15 protein-coding genes and 1 other RNA gene are annotated in these 18045 nt (G+C 40.1%); 9 read left to right on the forward strand and 7 right to left on the reverse strand.

Features of this window, described 5'->3' with window-relative positions:
• Nucleotides 1–194: 194 nt before the first annotated feature.
• Nucleotides 195–1016, reverse strand: coding sequence for a hypothetical protein (locus tag G3567_RS04155; protein ID WP_164004064.1), 822 nt, complete (start codon nt 1014–1016; stop codon nt 195–197).
• Between the two features lie 551 nt (nt 1017–1567).
• On the opposite strand from G3567_RS04155, the gene G3567_RS04160 reads away from it, so the two are divergent.
• From G3567_RS04160 to G3567_RS04190, 7 genes are all read left to right on the forward strand, one after another.
• Nucleotides 1568–2875, forward strand: coding sequence for an aspartate aminotransferase family protein (locus G3567_RS04160; RefSeq protein WP_164004065.1), 1308 nt, complete (start codon nt 1568–1570; stop codon nt 2873–2875).
• Nucleotides 2876–3008: 133 nt separating this feature from the next.
• On the forward strand, nt 3009–3941 hold the full coding sequence (locus G3567_RS04165) for a carbon-nitrogen hydrolase family protein (RefSeq protein WP_164004066.1): 933 nt from the start codon (nt 3009–3011) through the stop codon (nt 3939–3941).
• A 20-nt stretch (nt 3942–3961) separates the two neighbouring features.
• Nucleotides 3962–4360: a VOC family protein gene (locus G3567_RS04170; RefSeq protein WP_164004067.1), complete on the forward strand. Its 399-nt coding sequence runs from the start codon at nt 3962–3964 to the stop codon at nt 4358–4360.
• 5 nt (nt 4361–4365) lie between these two features.
• On the forward strand, nt 4366–7110 hold the full coding sequence (locus G3567_RS04175) for an aminotransferase class I/II-fold pyridoxal phosphate-dependent enzyme (protein ID WP_164004068.1): 2745 nt from the start codon (nt 4366–4368) through the stop codon (nt 7108–7110).
• Between the two features lie 4 nt (nt 7111–7114).
• Nucleotides 7115–8806 (forward strand): biotin carboxylase, encoded by a 1692-nt coding sequence (locus tag G3567_RS04180; protein ID WP_093365915.1) that lies wholly within the window; start codon nt 7115–7117, stop codon nt 8804–8806.
• 25 nt (nt 8807–8831) lie between these two features.
• Nucleotides 8832–9974, forward strand: a complete 1143-nt coding sequence (locus G3567_RS04185; RefSeq protein ID WP_164004069.1) for a C45 family autoproteolytic acyltransferase/hydolase — start codon at nt 8832–8834, stop codon at nt 9972–9974.
• Nucleotides 9975–10042: 68 nt separating this feature from the next.
• Nucleotides 10043–11401, forward strand: a complete 1359-nt coding sequence (locus G3567_RS04190; protein ID WP_164004070.1) for an NAD-dependent succinate-semialdehyde dehydrogenase — start codon at nt 10043–10045, stop codon at nt 11399–11401.
• Nucleotides 11402–11513: 112 nt separating this feature from the next.
• Here the strand turns inward: G3567_RS04190 and G3567_RS04195 are convergent, their stop codons facing one another.
• Complete coding sequence (locus G3567_RS04195; RefSeq protein WP_164004071.1) at nt 11514–11948, reverse strand: hemerythrin domain-containing protein; 435 nt, start codon at nt 11946–11948, stop codon at nt 11514–11516.
• Between the two features lie 299 nt (nt 11949–12247).
• Here G3567_RS04195 and yjjX point away from each other — a divergent pair, with 299 nt between their 5' ends.
• Nucleotides 12248–12775 carry an inosine/xanthosine triphosphatase gene (yjjX, locus tag G3567_RS04200; protein ID WP_164004072.1) on the forward strand — a complete coding sequence of 176 codons (528 nt, stop codon included), beginning with the start codon at nt 12248–12250 and terminating at the stop codon, nt 12773–12775.
• A 65-nt stretch (nt 12776–12840) separates the two neighbouring features.
• On the opposite strand, the gene ssrA is transcribed toward yjjX, so the two are convergent.
• Nucleotides 12841–13243: a transfer-messenger RNA gene (gene ssrA / locus G3567_RS04205) on the reverse strand.
• A gap of 197 nt (nt 13244–13440) precedes the next feature.
• On the opposite strand from ssrA, the gene G3567_RS04210 reads away from it, so the two are divergent.
• Nucleotides 13441–14646, forward strand: coding sequence for an NAD(P)-dependent oxidoreductase (locus G3567_RS04210; protein WP_164004073.1), 1206 nt, complete (start codon nt 13441–13443; stop codon nt 14644–14646).
• A 76-nt stretch (nt 14647–14722) separates the two neighbouring features.
• Here the strand turns inward: G3567_RS04210 and G3567_RS04215 are convergent, their stop codons facing one another.
• The 4 genes from G3567_RS04215 to gcvT form a co-directional block, all read right to left on the reverse strand.
• The gene (locus tag G3567_RS04215; RefSeq protein WP_164004308.1) at nt 14723–15346 is read right to left on the reverse strand and encodes an NAD(P)H-dependent oxidoreductase; all 624 of its coding nucleotides are present in this window, start codon (nt 15344–15346) and stop codon (nt 14723–14725) included.
• Between the two features lie 87 nt (nt 15347–15433).
• On the reverse strand, nt 15434–15718 hold the full coding sequence (locus tag G3567_RS04220; protein ID WP_164004074.1) for a 4a-hydroxytetrahydrobiopterin dehydratase: 285 nt from the start codon (nt 15716–15718) through the stop codon (nt 15434–15436).
• Nucleotides 15719–15771: 53 nt separating this feature from the next.
• Nucleotides 15772–16578, reverse strand: coding sequence for a sugar nucleotide-binding protein (locus G3567_RS04225; RefSeq protein ID WP_235923466.1), 807 nt, complete (start codon nt 16576–16578; stop codon nt 15772–15774).
• Nucleotides 16579–16915: 337 nt separating this feature from the next.
• Entirely contained in the window at nt 16916–17998 is a 1083-nt protein-coding gene (gcvT, locus tag G3567_RS04230; RefSeq protein WP_164004075.1) for a glycine cleavage system aminomethyltransferase GcvT, read from the reverse strand.
• Between the last annotated feature and the right edge of the window lie 47 nt (nt 17999–18045).

An 18045-nucleotide genomic window follows, 5' to 3' on the forward strand; every position in this document is an offset into this window, starting at 1 on the left:
AGCTGAATATTTTAAGAAATGGATTTGTAACTGGTTTATAAACAACAGTTTAGATACATATCTTCTCAGTAAAACTCTGACTAAACTCTAAACCGAATCTAAACAAACCTACAGAGTAAAGTTTTAAGTCAGTGATAGTGGATACGCTGAAATCTGAATCTGCCTATAATTAGAAGCATCAGGTGTATGTGGCTTTAGTTTTGAATAGAATTAAGATCAGGTTGAAGATTTTTAAAGGTTTCGGGAATAAAGGGGTTTTTCAATTTAAAGATCTTACGCTCAGTCAGTTTTAAATCCGTGACTAATGTTCCATAAAACGAACGGAAAATCGAATCTAAATCGCCGTTTTTTTGAATTCTTTCCATGCCCGTTTGTATCCGCTTGGCTAACTTTTCTCGACGGGGATGAACGTAAAAGACCATAGGAAAGGGGTAATAGAAAAGCACAGCTTCGGCTATTTCCAGGTTTTCAAATTTAGAAGCTCTATGTTCAAAAACACTGAGGATTTCATTAGCACCAAAGGCCGTGTAATCAAATTCTTTGTTGGAGAGCCTTTCAAACAGACTATCTAAGCTGCCTTTTTCTAAAACCGAATATCCGTTTTCTTCAAATATTGTGACATCCCCCCAGGTTTCCGGAATGCCGTGAACCAGCGCTTTTAAGTCAGAGGTTTTCGCCTCAGAATGAAATTGTGATGAAACGTTTTCTCTGACTATTGGTATTCTGAAGCCTAATAAATTTTTAACCAGGGGGTACTCTATCATATGAATTTCCTGATCTTTAAACTTTTGATTACCTGCTATGCTTACCAGTAGATCATAATTTTTTTCCGTGAACACTTTAGATTCTTCATCTCCTGGCAAATCGCTTGTGTTTTCTTCTAGATTCCATAACCCAAAATCTTTTTCAGTCGCTTCCAGGACGGCTATCAATACCAAGCCTTCGTAGTCCTGCCTGATCTGTGTGCGGTTACCGCTCCAATATCTTATGTTTACAGAATCTGTTGTTCTCTTCATCGTGTTTAAGTTTTACTGGAATTACAGAAGGCTAAACATAAGTAAAATTTTTAGAGGGATTATTTGCAACCGAAAATAACCTTTACAACAGTACCCTGAGTGAAAAGGTTTATTCATATCAAAAGGTGAAGCTTTCGTTTTCGGAAATTGAGTTTTTTTAAGCAAGCCAATGTAAGGTGTATGCATAACCTCTGGAAGTCTATTGTTAAAAAGCTTAACTATTTTTAGTTAAATTCTTTAACAATATGTAGAGCTTCTGGATTGTTAAAGTTGAATTTGCTGAATGTGGCTTCTGCAGCTATAATTTATTGACGATAAAGCAGATAGGTTTTTAGAGTCTGTTTTTACACAAATTAATTAACAAGCTTATTAGTATAACTTTAGTGTTTGGTCCATTTTATTACTGATTTTAAGCGAAAAAGTCATTTTGAATGACAGAATTAAATCGTATATTGAAAAGCGCTGAAAGGGTATTCCAGGTTTTTCTCAAAAAACTTAATTCCGATGTTTTCAGACCAGCATTGAACACTATATAATAATTTAAATTTTTTATGACTCAAGAGCAAACAAAATCTCAGGAGCTCCTGGAGAGGAGAAAAAACATTGTCGCCAACGGCGTTGGTGTTTTTAATACAGCAACCGTACAAAAAGCCAAAGGGGCCATCATTACAGATGTAGATGGTAATGAGCTTATAGATTTTGCCGGTGGGATTGGAGTTGTCAATGCAGGACATTGTCCGGCGCCTGTGGTTAAGGCGATCCAGGAACAGGCCGAGAATTATCTTCATACCAGTTTCAATGTTGTGACTTATGAACCTTATATCAGGTTGTGTGAAGAACTTGCAGACATTCTTCCTCACGGCGATAAAACCAAGGTCATGCTCATCAGTACCGGGGCTGAGGCCGTTGAAAATGCTATAAAAATTGCACGTCAGGCGACACAAAGACCGGCAGTTATTTGTTTTACAGAAGCCTATCACGGTCGGACATTGATGGGAATGAGTCTTACTAGTAAGGTAAATTATAAATTTTCATCGGGTCCTTTTGCGCCTGAAGTGTACCGCATCCCGTTTCCTAACTTCTATAAATATCACGGTTCCCAGAGCATGGAAGAATTTGTGGAGACCGAGCTCAGGAGGTTAAGGGAGAGTGCACATAGCATGGTTGACATCAATAGCGTTGCCGCTATCATTGTGGAGCCCATTCAGGGTGAGGGTGGATTTAATCCGATTCCTCCAAAATATATGGAAGGACTTCGCTCTTTTTGCGACGAACACGGGGTGATGTTGATTTTCGATGAAATCCAGAGCGGTTTTTGCCGAACAGGACACTGGGCCAGCTGGCAGCACTACGGAGTGCAACCAGATTTGAGCACCTATGCCAAATCTATGGGATCCGGTCTTCCTATTGCTGCTGTTGTGGGCAGGGCAGAAGTTATGGATGCTGCCGGACCTGGAACCATTGGCGGAACCTATATAGGAAGTCCTGTGTGTTGCGCCGCAGCACTGGCCACCATTCAGTATATGAAAGATGAAAACCTGAATGAACGCGCCTTACACATTGGTAAACTGATTACCAGCCGCATGGAAAAATTAAGCAGGCATTATCCTGAAATCGGTGACGTAAGAGGTATAGGGGCTATGATAGGTATAGAATTTATAAAAAATAATGATCCTGGAGATCCTCATACGGACCTATGTTCTAAAATTGTGAAAGGTTGTGCTGAAGAGGGTCTGGTTCTCTTAAGTGCCGGAACTCACAAAAATGTGATACGCATTTTGTGTCCGCTTGTCATTACCGATGAACAATTGAACAAAGGTTTGGACATTATCGAAAATCAAATAAGAAAACATACTTAAGATTTATACAGGTGATTGTCTCTACAGAGATGATTATTTTTCATGTCGTCTATTGATTTTACGACAGCATTGAATCTTAAGCATTACTAATTTGAAAACATAGGTTTTCAAATAACACGAAATAAATAAGATTATGAATCCATTTGCAATAGCAGGAATACAAATGAAGATTTCAGCGGTTAGTTCCAATGTGGAAATGATGAAGCTGAAACTCGATATCACGATGAGTCTCTACCCCTGGGTAGATATGGTTCTCTTTAGTGAGTTATGTGGTTACGGTCCGTTAACCCATAATGCCCAGGAAATCCCGGGAGAATTTGAAAAAGAGATGCAGGCCATGGCCAAGAAACACGGCATCTGGCTCTTGCCAGGCTCTATATTCGAAAAAAGTGAAGGCAAGATCTATAATACGGCTACAGTGATTAACCCGGAGGGTGAAATCGTTACGCGTTACAGAAAAATGTTCCCGTTTTATCCTTACGAAGTAGGGGTGACCCCGGGCTCAGAATTTTGTGTGTTCGATGTGCCGGGTGTCGCCAGATTTGGGTTGTCCATTTGTTATGACATGTGGTTTCCGGAAACCGTGCGTACGCTGGCAGTCATGGGCGCAGAAGTCATTTTGCATCCTACGATGACCGGAACCATAGACAGAGATGTGGAATTATCTATCGTAAGAGCGATGGCAGCGGTTAACCAATGCTATTTCTTCGATGTGAACGGACTGGAATCCGGAGGTAGTGGTAGATCCATCGTCTGTGGACCTGATGGCAGAGTCATCTATCAGGCCGAAGGTAATGAAGAAATTTTCCCGCTGGAACTCAATATCAATCGGGTGAAAAGAAGTCGGGAACTGGGAATTTTACGATTAGGACAGCCTCTAAAAAGTTTTAGAGACCATATCGGCCAGTTTAATATTTACCAGCAGGGCGTTCAGCTGCCTTATCTGAATTCGTTAGGGCCGCTTATCAAACCGACAAAGCTAGGAAATCTGGCAGAGTTAAAAATGAAAGAACAAGGCTATCAGGCCCCTCAGGATCCGGCAGGTTACAAAGGATTTGGGGGATAATAAAAATTTAAAACAAAACTATGGGAGGAACATCACCAAAAGTTAAACTACAGCAAAAAGATTTTATAAGCTGGTTTGAGATTCCAGCGATCAATTTTCAGCAATCTGTAAATTTTTACAATCAGATCTTTGGAATTGACATGGAAACCAATATTGATGACAACTATGCCATGGCTTTTTTTCCGGTCAGTAATGGCATTGGGGGCTCAATAGTAGCGGGTCCCGGTTCTACGCCCGGAGACTCTGGTCCTCTCATCTATTTAAATGCCGGAAATGATCTCAATCTTGTTCTGAGAAATGTTGAAAATGCCGGAGGAAGAATTGTAATGCCCAAAACGCTTATCAGCGAAGAATCTGGTTATTTCGCCATTTTCATTGATTCAGAAGGAAACAAATTAGCACTTTATTCAAGCCAATAATACGTATGATAAATTCAAAACTTCAAATTTCAAATTGTTATAATATCAACCAACTTCGACTCGAATCCTGGAATTCATTAAAGTTAGAATCTTCTAAGCTTGGTGAGAATTCTAAGGGTTCAGCTGAAGAGAAAAAGCAAGTTGAAAAAGTCAAAAAAATACTTTCTAAATTAGAAAGCATCGAAAGTTACTTTGCTCTTCCAGGAATTCATAGGTTAGGATTATTGTTTGAAATGATAGTAAGGCAAGAATACACTGCTTTTGCTCACAAAATTTCTGAAATCACTAAACTGCTTGTCAGTGATAAATACAGGAGTAATCCTAATGCTTTAGAAGATGAGGATTTAAAGATAGATCAGCTGGAAGACATTGATAAATACGATGGTAAGGGTAAAAATTATTTTGAGGTTCTTTTTGTGGAGGATATTTCCCTACAGGAAGAGAATAAACTACGAAGTGACTTAAAAGAGGTCTGCACTAGCAGCGATCAGTTCAATTATGGGGTCGTGGTCCAAAAAACCTTTGAGGATGCTATGATAGCTTTGAAATTCAATAGTAATATTCAGGCCGTAGTGATTCGCTATGCACCGCCCTACAAATCCAAAAAAATTACTCCGGTATTGAAACCGTTTGTTCAGAGCATTCTCGATTTGGACGTGAATTCAAAATCAGAAATACGTTTAGGTCCGGTTTTAGGTCGTTTGGTTAAGAAATTCAGACCTGAGATCGATACGTATTATGTTACAGATACATCCTTAGCAAATTTGAAAGACAATACCTTAAAAACTTTCGACAGAATTTTTTACCGGGCAGAAGATGTTCAGGAATTACACCTGACCATTCTTAGAGGAATTTATAAGCGTTACGAAACTCCGTTTTTTTCAGCTTTGAAAGAATACAGTAAAAAGCCTACTGGAGTATTTCACGCGATGCCGATCTCTCGCGGGAATTCAGTTTTTAAATCCAGATGGATTAATGATTTTGGAAATTTCTATGGCAGAAATATGTTTTTAGCGGAAACGTCTTCGACAAAAGGAGGCCTGGATTCACTACTTCAGCCAACAGGAACTCTGAAGACCGCTCAAAAAATGGCCAGTAAAGCCTATGGTTCGTTGAATACTTTTTTTGTGACTAATGGAACTTCAACATCGAACAAAATTGTTGTACAAGCTTTGGTGAAACCGGGGGATATTGTTTTAATCGACAGAGATTGTCATAAATCACATCATTACGGGCTAGTGCTTTCCGGTGCTTATCCGGTGTATCTGGATTCCTACCCGATAGAAAAATATTCAATGTATGGAGCAGTTCCACTGCAACAAATAAAAGATAAGTTGCTGCAATTGAAAGAAGCTGGGAGAATGCAGCTGGCAAAAATGCTATTACTTACCAACTGTACATTTGATGGATTTGTTTACAATGTAGAAAGAGTGATGGAAGAAATCCTGGCGATCAAACCCGATATGATTTTTCTCTGGGATGAAGCCTGGTTTGCTTTTGCAGGTTTCACCTACAATTATAAGCAAAGAACCGGAATGTATGTAGCAGATAAACTCAGCAAAAAATATAAGACGGAAAAATATCGAATTGAATACGAAGAACATATAAAAGGCCTCAAGAAAGGGGAGGTATCAAAGCTTCCAGACCCAGATAAGGTTCGGATAAGAGTCTATTCAACACAAAGTACGCACAAAACACTAAGCAGTTTTAGACAGGGCTCAATGATTCATATATGGGATCAGGATTTCAGGAAGAAAACGCAAAATACGTTCATGGAAGCCTATATGACTCATACCTCTACATCACCGAATTATCAAATTCTTGCCTCGCTCGATGCAGGAAGACGGCAAGTACAATTTGAGGGTTATGAACTCGTGGAAAAAAGCATCGAATTAGCCATGGTTTTTAGAGCCAAGGTCAACGATCATCCAAAATTAAAAAAATACTTTGATGTCTTAACCGTAGGAGATTTTATTCCAAAGGAATACAGATCCTCTGGGTTATCGGAATATTATAATCCAAAGACAGGCTGGAATCGAATGGATAAAGCCTGGGAAGCGGATGAATTCGTATTAGACCCCACAAAGATCACTATACATATTGGAAGAACAGGCGTGGATGGAGATACCTTCAAGAACAAATACCTGATGGATCAATTCAATATCCAAATCAACAAAACATCACGGAACACCGTTTTATTGATGACTAATATTGGTACAACCAGAGGTAGCATTACATACTTGACTAACGCATTGCTTAAAATTGCAGATGAATTGGACAGGGAGGAATTGTCTCTTACTACCGAAGAGAATAAAATCCATCAGGCTAAAATCAATTCTTTAACCCAGGATTTCCCTCCATTGCCAGACTTTAGTTATTTTCATCACTCTTTTCAAGCGGTTCCAGGAGTTCCTGGAGGAAACATCAGGGAGGCCTTCACCTTAGCTTACAGTGAAGAGAATTACGAATTCGTGCCATTATCAGAGTGCAGACCTACCATGGAAGGAGGAAGAACTCTGGTGGCCTCTTCATTTATAATTCCGTATCCTCCAGGATTTCCTGTTTTGGTACCTGGACAGGTGGTGAGTGAAGAAATTATTCACTTTTTAACCGTTTTGGATGTCACCGAAATTCACGGTTATTCACCAGAACTCGGGTTGAGAGTATTTAAAGACAGTGTATTGAACAGGCAACAAACAGTTACCTCCATGGGGAGTAATAGAAAGAAAAATTTAATTGATAAAAAATAAACGTATGAAATCAGCAAAAAATAAGGATTCAGATAATAAAAAAGCGAAAGAGCAATCTCATTCTAAACAGGCAACGATTACGGGAAAGGATGAAACTAAAATCCCAGTTCGCGGAAATCAAAAGTCCAAAAGTAAAAAAGCCTCTACTTCAACTAAAGCCGGTTCATCTCCCAAAAGTAAAACCCTTACAAAACCAAGTAAAGCTTCTCCTGGGACAGCACCAAAAAAACGGGGAAGACCTAAAAAAGTAGAATTGAACGGCATATCTGACATCAGAAGGGCTTTTCATAAAAATGAAGAACCCTTATATTTCATAAGTGCTACCAATTTTAATCTCTTGGGAGCAGATGAATGGATAAAAGGTTTCAGATTTATTACTTATATAGAATGTTTTGATGGCCAGCACCCAAACGTTTTCTCTCCTAAAAATGAAATACCCCATGACGATTTTGAAGGGATAGAAGATATCAACAACTACCTGCTACAGCACCCTGAAGTACAAGACTATATAAAAACCAGAAGTGTCGATGGAAGAGCAGGAAAGGCTATGTTTCTTATGTTTAATGAAGAAACTGAAAGACTTGCCGAAAAACTGGGCTTGGAGATCATGTTTCCCAAAGCTGAAATGAGAACCTTTCTGGATAATAAAGTCAATACCAATAGAATTGCGGAAAAAGCTGGCGTTGCCTGTGTTCCTTATGTCCTTTCAAAAGTTAAAAATTACGATCACTTGTGTGAAGTTTCTAAGCATTTAGGCAATGAACTCGTTATACAGACTCCTTTTGGAGATTCTGGTCATACGACTTTCTTTATTTCTAATGAAGAAGAATACCTTGAATATGCAGATGAAATCGAAGAAGAATCAGAGGTTAAAATCATGAAACGTATTCGTTGCAGAGGAACAGCGATTGAAGCCTGTGTGACCAGACATGGTACCATTGTTGCACCACTTATGACCGAGCTGGTTGGTTTCAAACAATTAACACCTTATGAAGGGGGCTGGTGTGGTAACGAAATTTATCCGGATGCATTTACGCCAGAGTTGAGACAAAAAGCAGTGGATTACACCCAGCTTTTTGGAAACCAGCTAAGAGAAGAAGGTTATAAAGGCTATTTTGAATTGGATTTTCTTATAGATCAAGACAATGGAGAAATTTACTTAGGAGAGCTCAATCCGAGAGTTACCGGAGCGAGTTCCATTACGAATCACGCCGTTTTCGCCCTAGCAGATGCTCCACTATTTGTATTTCATATTTTAGAATGGATGAACATCGATTATGCTTTGGATGTAGAAAAACTAAACAAGCGCTGGTCCAATCAGCAAAATATAGACAGCTGGAGCCAATTGATTGTGAAGCATACCGAAGACACCATTGAATATGTTACTGAATCTGCGAAATCTGGTATTTGGAAAATGTACGATACAGGACACATTCAATTTGACAGGATGGATACGCATAGACGTGCTGTGCAAAATGAAAACGAAGCTTTTTTCATGAGAATAGCTAAAAACGGTGATTATCTCTATGAGGGTGCAGACATGGGTATTTTGGTAACCAGAGGTCGAATGATGACAGACGATTTTAAACTGAATGGCAGAGCTAAAAAATGGATTAAGGCTATTCGATCTAAGTTTTCCTCGGTTGTAGTTGAAGATAAACGCAAACCAAATTTGTCCGGATCTTTAACCAAATAAACAAATATTAATTATAAATCTCTATATGCAGATTAATTTTAAGACGATTTCAGAACCTGGTTTACCTGGATCAAAATGGCAAAACCTGTTCTTTACGCATTGGGAGGCTTATGAAAAGTGGTTAATTGAAAATGAGAAAGACGTTCCAACTGCAGATTTGGAAACCTCTCAATTAGCGCTCAAAACTTACATGCCAGAATTATGGCCAACTTATGAACGACTTTGCCATCTTGTGGATGCAAATGCATTGGGAGCTAAATTTCTCACTGGTTATCAGCCTCCATTTTACGTAAGCGGATGTTCAAATGCGATTTTGGAAGGGGATGATTTTCAGCTCGTTCGGAATTACGATCATCATCCAGACCTATTTGAAGGTGTACAACTCCTTACCCGATGGAATCAAAAAAAAGTAATCGCTACCAGTGATTGCTTAATTGGTGTTTTGGATGGTATAAATGAAGACGGTTTGGTGGTTTCATTAACCTTTGGGGGAAGAAAAATCACAGGCCAAGGATTTGGCATCCCCTTCATTTTAAGGTACATACTTGAATTCTGTTCTAATGTGGATGAGGCCGTCGAAGCCTTAATCAGAATACCATCCCATATGGCTTATAATGTAAGTGTTGCAGACGAGTCGGGAAGTTATAAAACGATAAGAGTCGCTCCCGGCGAAAAAGCTGTCATCACGAACTCTGCGTACACGACAAATCATCAAAAAAAGGTGGACTGGCCAGAGAATGCCAGATTTAATAAAACAGTTGAGCGTTCTTTGTTTTTAAGCCACTTATTGGAAGAGGATGGTCTTTCATCGGAAGAATTAGTATCAGCTTTTCTTAGGAAACCTCTTTATAATGATCTTTTCAAAGAAGGTTTTGGAACGCTATTCACTGCATCGTATTATCCAAAATCAGGTCGGGTTGAATTGCACTGGCCAAATAAAAAAATCAGTCAAAGTTTTGATGATTTTCAGGAAAGAGAAGAAAACATTCAACTCCTGCAGAGAAGAAAACGACGACCAAAAAACAATCAGTTTGCGATGCCATATAAAGGCCATACTGCCAAAATTATTACATATTCAACTCCTCTTTTGGACAAAGCAACCCCTAAAAAGCCTAAAGAAATAACTAAAGAGTTTTTGAAAGAAGTCTGGTCAGATATAAAATCGTAATTAAATTAGAAATTAAAAATTTCCTTTCAAATTTTAATTTTGAAGAGGTGTAATAAAATGATAGACAAATGAAATTTCAAAGTATAAATCCTTATAACGGAGAACAATTTGCAGAATATAATTCACTTACTCCCGAAGAACTTACTGCTAAACTCAAAGCTTCTTCTGAAGCCTTTAAAGCCTGGAGAAAGACCCCTTTGTCTGAGCGAACTGAACGTTTGAAGAAAGCAGGAGAGGTGTTAAGAGAACATGTGGAAGACTTTGCCGAAATGATTACGCGTGAAATGGGCAAGCCCATTTCTGAATCCAGAGCTGAGGTCAATAAGTGCGCCTGGGTTTGTGATTATTACGCTGAAAATGCTTCAGAATTTTTAGCTGATGAAGTGATAAAAACCGATGCTAAGCACAGTTATGTCAGGCATGAGCCTATAGGAACCGTGTTTGCAGTGATGCCCTGGAATTTTCCCTTCTGGCAGGTCTTTAGATTTGCAGCGCCTACCCTGACTTCTGGAAATACAGCTCTATTAAAACACGCCCCCAACGTGTTTGGATGCGCGCTGAAGATTGAAGAGGTATTTAAAAAAGCAGGCTATCCTGCAGGTGTTTTTCAGAATTTGATTGTTCACCATGACACCTCAGAGCAAATTATAGCTCACGATACTGTTCAGGCGGTCACCTTAACTGGAAGTGGCGGAGCAGGTTCTGCAGTGGCTAAACTTGCCGGCGAACATTTAAAAAAGAGTTTGCTGGAACTTGGAGGCAGTAACTCCTTTATTGTATGGGAAGACGCGGACATCGATCAGGCTGTTGAAACAGCAGTAAAGGCGAGAATGCTAAACTGTGGGCAAAGTTGTATCGCAGCGAAGCGGTTTATTGTTTTAGAAGGTGTTTACGATGAATTTGTTTCTAAATTCAAAAAAGCAGTTGGTGAGTTGAAACGCGGAGACACGATGGACGATTCCACTCAGGTGGGTCCGTTAGCTCGACAAGACCTGGCCGACCAGCTTCATAGCCAGGTGGAAAGATCGGTGGAAATGGGTGCTGAATTAATTCTGGGAGGCAAGCAGGATAACTGTTACCACGAGCCTACCATCCTTGGACATGTAAAGCCGGGCATGCCGGCCTTCGATGAGGAAACCTTTGGGCCGTTGGCGGCTATGATTAAAGCTAAAACTATTGAGGAAGCTTTTGAACTTTCTGAAAATTCCAAATTTGGATTGGGTGTGACCGTCTTTACTAAAGACATTCAGAAAGCTATGGACATGGCCGAAAAAGTCAGCGATGGAGCTTACTTCATCAATGAACTGGTCAAGTCTGATCCCCGACTCCCTTTTGGGGGAACCAAACGCTCTGGTTACGGAAGAGAACTGGCCAAAGAAGGTATGATGGAGTTTGTGAATAAGAAAACGGTTTATGTAAAAGGGTAGTCAATATCTCATTAGGCTTATACCAGTAAATCCTTATAAACCTAGTTTGTAAGGACCTACATGCGTTTGAAAGCTAGGCTTAATAAAAATAAGGGTGATTAAATCTCACGTCTTACCTCATCTTCTTAATTTCCTTGTTATAGTCTTCAGCAAGACTGGTCTTTTGATGGTCGGTGAGCGCTTTACCCGCCATTTGAAAGACTTCATGCTCTTCTTCATCGAGATGATGAATCACTTTATCTTCCAGGTCTTTGGCTATTTTTAGCCAGTTGGATGCATCCATTTCGGTATTTTCCAGCTGTTCGATCAGCTCATCCATTTCATGGTGCTCAGCTATACTGTGCCTGGCTTTTTCCTGGGTCAGGTCTTTCTTGATTAAGGGGATATAGAAATGCCTTTCTTCGGCATCGGCATGAATTTTTAATTCGTGTTTGAACTGTTCAAATATTTTTTTTCGTTCTTCAGTATCGCCGTGGGTTTCCACCAGCTTAGCCGCCAGATGGCGCTGAATTTCGTGTTCCTGACGTAAGGCTTCAAAAATTGTCATGATATAAGGTTTTGGTTCAAATCCTAAGTTAGAAATTTAAAGCTTGAGGGAAACTCAATTTAAGACTTAACCTGATAGTTTAAACCCGTTCTAAAGAGAAGTTGATTTTGATACTTCGTCTATTTTTCAGGACGGAGTGCGTGCCCTAATCGAATTTTTTGCTATGTTTAAAACTTAAAGATGTGCTGAGGTTTCGTTGAAACCAACTGCATGTTGTACAGAAAACTTATGGAACGGGGGAGACCAGTTACCCCCTCCAAAACATAAATTTAGAATAGACCCCCTTTATAAACAGGACCATGAAAAAAGTGATTATCGCTTCAAAAAATCCCGTAAAAATTAAAGCCGCAAAACAGGGTCTGGAGCAGATGTTTCCCGATCAGGAGTTCGAATGCGTGGGTGTGTCTGTCCCCTCAAATGTGTCTGACCAGCCTATGAGTGATGAAGAAACCTTTCTCGGCGCCAAAAACAGGGCTGACAATGCTTCAGGTTCAGACAAAGACGCTGATTTTCACATCGGTATAGAAGGGGGGATCGCCCAAATCAACAATGAAATGCAGGCCTTTGCCTGGGTGGTTATCAAATCTGGCGAGCAGTACGGTAAATCCAGGACGGGAACCTTTTTTCTCCCCAAACAGGTGGTCGACCTGATCCGGGAAGGGAAGGAGCTTGGTGAAGCCGATGATCTGGTTTTTAACCGCGATAATTCCAAGCAAAAAAGCGGGGCTGTAGGCATTTTGACAGGTGATCTGATCAGCCGAACCTCCTATTACACCGAGGCTGTCATTTTAGCCCTGATACCTTTTAAAAATGAGACGTTGTATTAGGAAAACAATCTTACCTGTCACCTAAAATACAAAACCCCCATATACACTGGGTATATGAGGGTTTATTGTGGAGTCGGGGAGACTCGAACTCCCGTCCAAACAAGCAATTCAATAGTTTTCTACACGCTTAGTTTTCTCTTGGGTTTTCGTGACAAAGCTGGCTGAAAACCACCTACTTTGTCCTTATCCTCGATTAAATTTTACCAAAGCATCAAGGCCCTGCTTTGGCTATATTTACTTTACCGGTGCCTCTGGTGCAAACGCCGTAAATCAAGGCTTTTGCGAGACATCTTGGTCCCCAACCTTGTTGGGGATGAAGCATATCCTACTGAAATTCGGATTATGCAGCCAAGGCGTAGTTATCTTCGCCGTTTAAAAAAGTGTGAAATATGAGATTTACGAGCTGTATCCCAGCGCTCGGCGTGCTTACCATTCAATTGGTCTTGCTGTCAAAACCAAGTCGACCCCAATTAAATAAGTGAAGCTGTATAACTGCAATCACGTCAAAGAACACTGTTTTGTCCCCAATGCTTTGGGGACTAACGCGAGTTTGTCGTTAACTTAAAGCTGACAGACAAAAACCAGGCGTTTCCTTTTCAAAACAGGAATGCAAAAATAGATATTAATCCTATCTTTGAAGCTAAATTCATCTTAAAATACCTGATATGAAAATTGGACTTATCAAAGAGCGAAAAACCCCTCCAGACCGCCGCGTTGTATTTTCTCCGCAAAAAGCGAAAGCAGTCCAAATGCAGTTTGAAGATTTACAGTTTGTCGTAGAGCCTTCAGACATTCGTATCTTTTCAGATAAAGCCTATGCACAACAGGATTTACTTTTGGAAAATGACCTGTCCAACTGTGATGTTTTACTGGGGGTCAAAGAAGTGCCCATAGATTCCCTGATTCCGCATGCATCCTATTTCTTTTTTTCACATACCATCAAAAAGCAGCCCTATAACAGAGATTTGCTGAAAGCGATATTAGATAAAAATATCCAGCTGTATGACCATGAAGTGGTTACGGATAGCCTGGGTAACCGACTTATAGGCTTTGGACGTTATGCCGGGTTAGTCGGAGCCTACAACGGGTTTAGAGCCCTTGGGCTTAGAGACAGTCTCTTCAGTTTGCCAAAGGTCGATGACCTCGCAGACCTGGAGGCGGTCAAAAAAGAACTGGATGCTATCCGGGTGCCTGCTATCAAAATCTGTCTTTCAGGTCTAGGAAAGGTGGCCAAAGGAGCGAAAGAAATTTTAGATCATCTCAAAATCAAACAGGTTGGCGTAGAAGAGTATCTTTCCGATACCTTTCAGGAACCCGTCTATACCATTATTCATGTGCTGGACTACAACAGAAGAAAAGATGGTGAGCCTGGAAAAATATCAGAATTCTTCCTGGATCCTTCACCTTATGAGTCTGACTTTATGCGGTTTGCCAAGGTCACCGATTTCTTCATTGCCGGACATTTCTACGGCGATAACGCGCCCTATTTATTTACCAGAGCAGATGCAAGGCACCCTGACTTTAAGATCAGCCTGGTTGCTGATATCAGCTGCGATATCGATGGTCCGGTGGCTTCTACGCTGAGAGCTTCTACAATTGAAGATCCCTTTTATGGGTACGATCCGCAAACCGAATCTGAAGTCGCTTTTGATGCCGAAGGAGCCATCACGGTTATGGCTGTTGATAATCTGCCCTGTGAATTGCCTAAAGATGCCAGCGAAGGCTTCGGACAGATGTTTGCAGAACATGTGATTCCTGCTTTTTTCAATGGAGATTTAGATGGAATTCTCGAACGCGCGAGAATGACAAAAGATGGTAAACTAACCCCCAGATATGACTATTTACAGGAGTTTGTAGATGGAAAAGAATAGTTTTGACTACAGAGTACAGACTACAGATTACTGACTACTATCTAATATCTAACCTCTACAGTCTAATATCTACTATCTAATATTCTATTATCGTTTCTTCCTGAGGGCGTCTTACTTTTTTAAAATCGGCAAACTTGTCGTCTTTAGCGCGATAGCCTATGGGAAGAACCAAAGCGGATGAAATACCTTTTTCCTTAAGGTTTAAAATGTCGTCATAGGCTTCTTTTTCAAAACCTTCCATAGGACAGGCATCTATTTTCTCGGCGGCACAGGTGGTGAGCATATTTCCAAGCGCTAAATACGCCTGATTAATAGCCCATTCTTTGATGTTTCCATCGCTTTTTTTACCGAAATCTTTAATCAAAAATTCCCGAAAGGGATTGATGATTTCATCCTTTGCATTTCTGATTTCTTTCTGCAGTTCAAAATTGTGATTGATAAAATGTTCATCCACCGTATTTTCAATGCAAATCACCAAAACGTGCGAAGCGGTCTTAACCTGTATTTGGTCATAACTGTGCTCAAAAAGCCTGTCTTTAAGCTCCTGGTTTTTTATAATCACCAGGCGTAAAGGCTGCAAGCCATAGGAGGTAGGGGTCAGGTTGAAGGCTTTTTTCAAAAGCTCAATCCTGCTGGAGTCTACGGTTCTGGAATCGTCAAACTTCTTGGTGGCGTATCTCCATTCTAAAGCATCAATCATATTCAAATCTATTTATTTTGACAAATATAGAGTTATGATCCTTACCGTGTTTAACTTCCGAAATAATTAACTCAACTTTTGTTAAAATTAGGCCGCGATGATTTCTTCTATCTTTTCTGCCAGTTTAAAATCTTTATCGGTTACGCCATCGGCATCATGTGTCGATAACGAGATTTCGAGGGTATTGTAAACATTATACCATTGCGGATGATGCTGTTGGGCTTCTGCTTCAAAGGCAATTCTGGTCATGGCTGCAAAAGCTTCTTTGAAATTTTCAAACTCAAGCGTCGTATGTATAGCATTTTCATTAAAGGACCAGCCTTCCATTTTTTCTAATCTGGATTCGATTTCTGCGCTTTGTAGTGGTTTCATGTCATTTTTATTTTGAGTTGAATTTACAATTTTGAGTGTAGATATTTTCAGGTTTATGAAAGTTTTACAGAGTTTTGTACCACTTCATCGATATTGATCTGTAAATTTTTTGGTAATATATTTTCTTTAGGAATGACAGCGATATAGCGATCTTCGTTAGAGTTATAGACGTTTTTGAAAATAGGGTTTTCCAGTTCCAGTCCTTTTAAAATCTCATAGACCAGTTCTTTGTGATGTATCAGATCCCTGCTGCCCAGATGATAAACCCCCTCCAGTTCTCTGTTGATGATGTAGTGAATCTGCTGGGCAAATTTATCGTGGGTCGTCGCATTCATGACTACATTCGGGAAGACTTCTATGGCTTCTTTCAGATCATGCATAATCTTCAGTTCCTTTACCCGGGGAGAATTGTGTCCGTAAATCATGGGAAGCCGAACGATATTATACAGCGGATTGGGAAGCCTAAGTAAGGCATTTTCAATCTTGATTTTAAATCGGCCATAGACACTTTCAGAAAGCGTTTTGTCATATTCGTAGGACGGATAATTGGTGAACACATCAAACACGTTGGCAGAGGAGATGAAAATCAATTTCTTTTGAAATTTGATCAGATACTCAATAATCTCAAAGTGAGCATGGGTCTGGGCCGAAAAATCTCCGCGTATAGCCGAAATGATAAGGTCCGGAGCCAGTTCCTGAAGCAGAAGGCTTATGCTCTCTGTTTCTGCATCCCACTGAAACATACGCTTATTCTGTTCCAGAACCGCATGGTCTCTTGCATAGGTGCCATAAACATCGTAATAAGGAGATAATTCTTTGAACAGAACATTTCCCAGAAAGCCGCTTGCGCCAAGAATCAATATTTTTTTTGAGTGTTTGATAATGCTTTTTTTTAATAGGTATTTTATGTTGTCTCTTCGTATAGTCAGGTGTTAACTTTAGCCTGTCTTGAATGATGCTGAAAGGCTACCCAACGACGTTTTTATATAAACTCTTAATTACCACTTTCCTGTTTAAAGTTAGAGCCTTCCTCTATGCTCAGGATAAACTAAAGTCGAGAACCATCCACCTATCGACAGATTTTAAATTATGACTTATAATCCTAAAATCTCCAAAGATTTGACTTCCCTATTTTTTCTAAACGAATTGAGCCCTTCCTAAACTAGAAACGGCTCAAATATCCAGTTTATTTTAGCCTTAAGCTTTGTAAAAGGGAGGCTTCACAATAACGGCTTTGACTTGTTTTTTTCTGATTTGGATCAGAATTTCTGTTCCAAATTTGGCATATTCTGTGTTCACATACCCCATGCCAATGGCTTTTTTAAGGCTTGGGGACATGGTCCCGGAAGTCACATGGCCAATGGCTTCACCTTCCGTATTCAGCAAATCGTAGCCGTGTCTAGGGATGCCTTTTTCAATAACTTCAAAGGCGATCAATTTTCTTGAAGGGCCTTCTTCTTTTTCTTGCTTTAAGGCTTCAGCATTGATGAAGTCTTTGGTGAATTTGGTAATCCAGCCCAGTTTAGCTTCAATCGGAGACGTGGTCTCATCGATATCATTTCCATACAGACACATGCCCATTTCCAGTCTTAAGGTATCGCGGGCAGCCAGTCCGATGGGCTGGATGCCAAAGTCTTTTCCTGCTTCAAGAACGGCCGACCAGATTTGCTCTGCATCTTTGTTTTTGAAATAAATTTCAAAACCTCCGCTTCCCGTATAGCCTGTCGCTGAAATAATAACATCCTGAGCGCCGGCAAACTCTCCAACTTCAAAGTGATAAAACTTGATTTGAGATAAGTCCAGTGGCGACAGACTTTGCATAGCGTTTACTGCTTTGGGGCCTTGTATAGCCAAAAGCGAATATTCATCCGATAAATTTGATAGTTTAGCATCAAATGAATTATGAGAATTGATCCAGTTCCAGTCCTTTTCAATATTGGAAGCATTCACGACCATCATGAATTTTTCAGCATTGAATTTATAGATGATCAGGTCATCCACAATACCACCGGTTTCATTGGGCATACAGGTGTACTGCGCCTGGCCATCTGCAAGAACAGAAGCGTCATTGGTAGTGACTCTTTGGATGAGGTCCAAAGCTTCTTTGCCTTCTACGAAAAATTCACCCATGTGGGACACGTCAAATACACCAAGATGCTGGCGGACGATTTCGTGTTCTACATTAACTCCTGTATAGGAAACGGGCATTTCGTAGCCTGCAAAAGGAACCATCTTGGCTCCCAGCTGGTGATGAATATGATTAAGTGCTGTTGATTTCATAGTTGTTTTTTTCGTGTGCAAATTTAAGATTAAAATCAAGAATGAGC

The organism is Psychroflexus aurantiacus, from assembly GCF_010820555.1.
Taxonomy (GTDB): Bacteria; Bacteroidota; Bacteroidia; order Flavobacteriales; family Flavobacteriaceae; genus Psychroflexus; species Psychroflexus aurantiacus.

Bases quoted from the DNA above. Each gene is read 5' to 3' on its own strand.
- G3567_RS04155 (WP_164004064.1), bottom strand. From the start codon at position 1,016: ATGAAGAGAACAACAGATTCTGTAAACATAAGATATTGGAGCGGTAAC.
- G3567_RS04160 (WP_164004065.1), top strand. From the start codon at position 1,568: ATGACTCAAGAGCAAACAAAATCTCAGGAGCTCCTGGAGAGGAGAAAA.
- G3567_RS04165 (WP_164004066.1), top strand. From the start codon at position 3,009: ATGAATCCATTTGCAATAGCAGGAATACAAATGAAGATTTCAGCGGTT.
- G3567_RS04170 (WP_164004067.1), top strand. From the start codon at position 3,962: ATGGGAGGAACATCACCAAAAGTTAAACTACAGCAAAAAGATTTTATA.
- G3567_RS04175 (WP_164004068.1), top strand. From the start codon at position 4,366: ATGATAAATTCAAAACTTCAAATTTCAAATTGTTATAATATCAACCAA.
- G3567_RS04180 (WP_093365915.1), top strand. From the start codon at position 7,115: ATGAAATCAGCAAAAAATAAGGATTCAGATAATAAAAAAGCGAAAGAG.
- G3567_RS04185 (WP_164004069.1), top strand. From the start codon at position 8,832: ATGCAGATTAATTTTAAGACGATTTCAGAACCTGGTTTACCTGGATCA.
- G3567_RS04190 (WP_164004070.1), top strand. From the start codon at position 10,043: ATGAAATTTCAAAGTATAAATCCTTATAACGGAGAACAATTTGCAGAA.
- G3567_RS04195 (WP_164004071.1), bottom strand. From the start codon at position 11,948: ATGACAATTTTTGAAGCCTTACGTCAGGAACACGAAATTCAGCGCCAT.
- yjjX (WP_164004072.1), top strand. From the start codon at position 12,248: ATGAAAAAAGTGATTATCGCTTCAAAAAATCCCGTAAAAATTAAAGCC.
- G3567_RS04210 (WP_164004073.1), top strand. From the start codon at position 13,441: ATGAAAATTGGACTTATCAAAGAGCGAAAAACCCCTCCAGACCGCCGC.
- G3567_RS04215 (WP_164004308.1), bottom strand. From the start codon at position 15,346: ATGATTGATGCTTTAGAATGGAGATACGCCACCAAGAAGTTTGACGAT.
- G3567_RS04220 (WP_164004074.1), bottom strand. From the start codon at position 15,718: ATGAAACCACTACAAAGCGCAGAAATCGAATCCAGATTAGAAAAAATG.
- gcvT (WP_164004075.1), bottom strand. From the start codon at position 17,998: ATGAAATCAACAGCACTTAATCATATTCATCACCAGCTGGGAGCCAAG.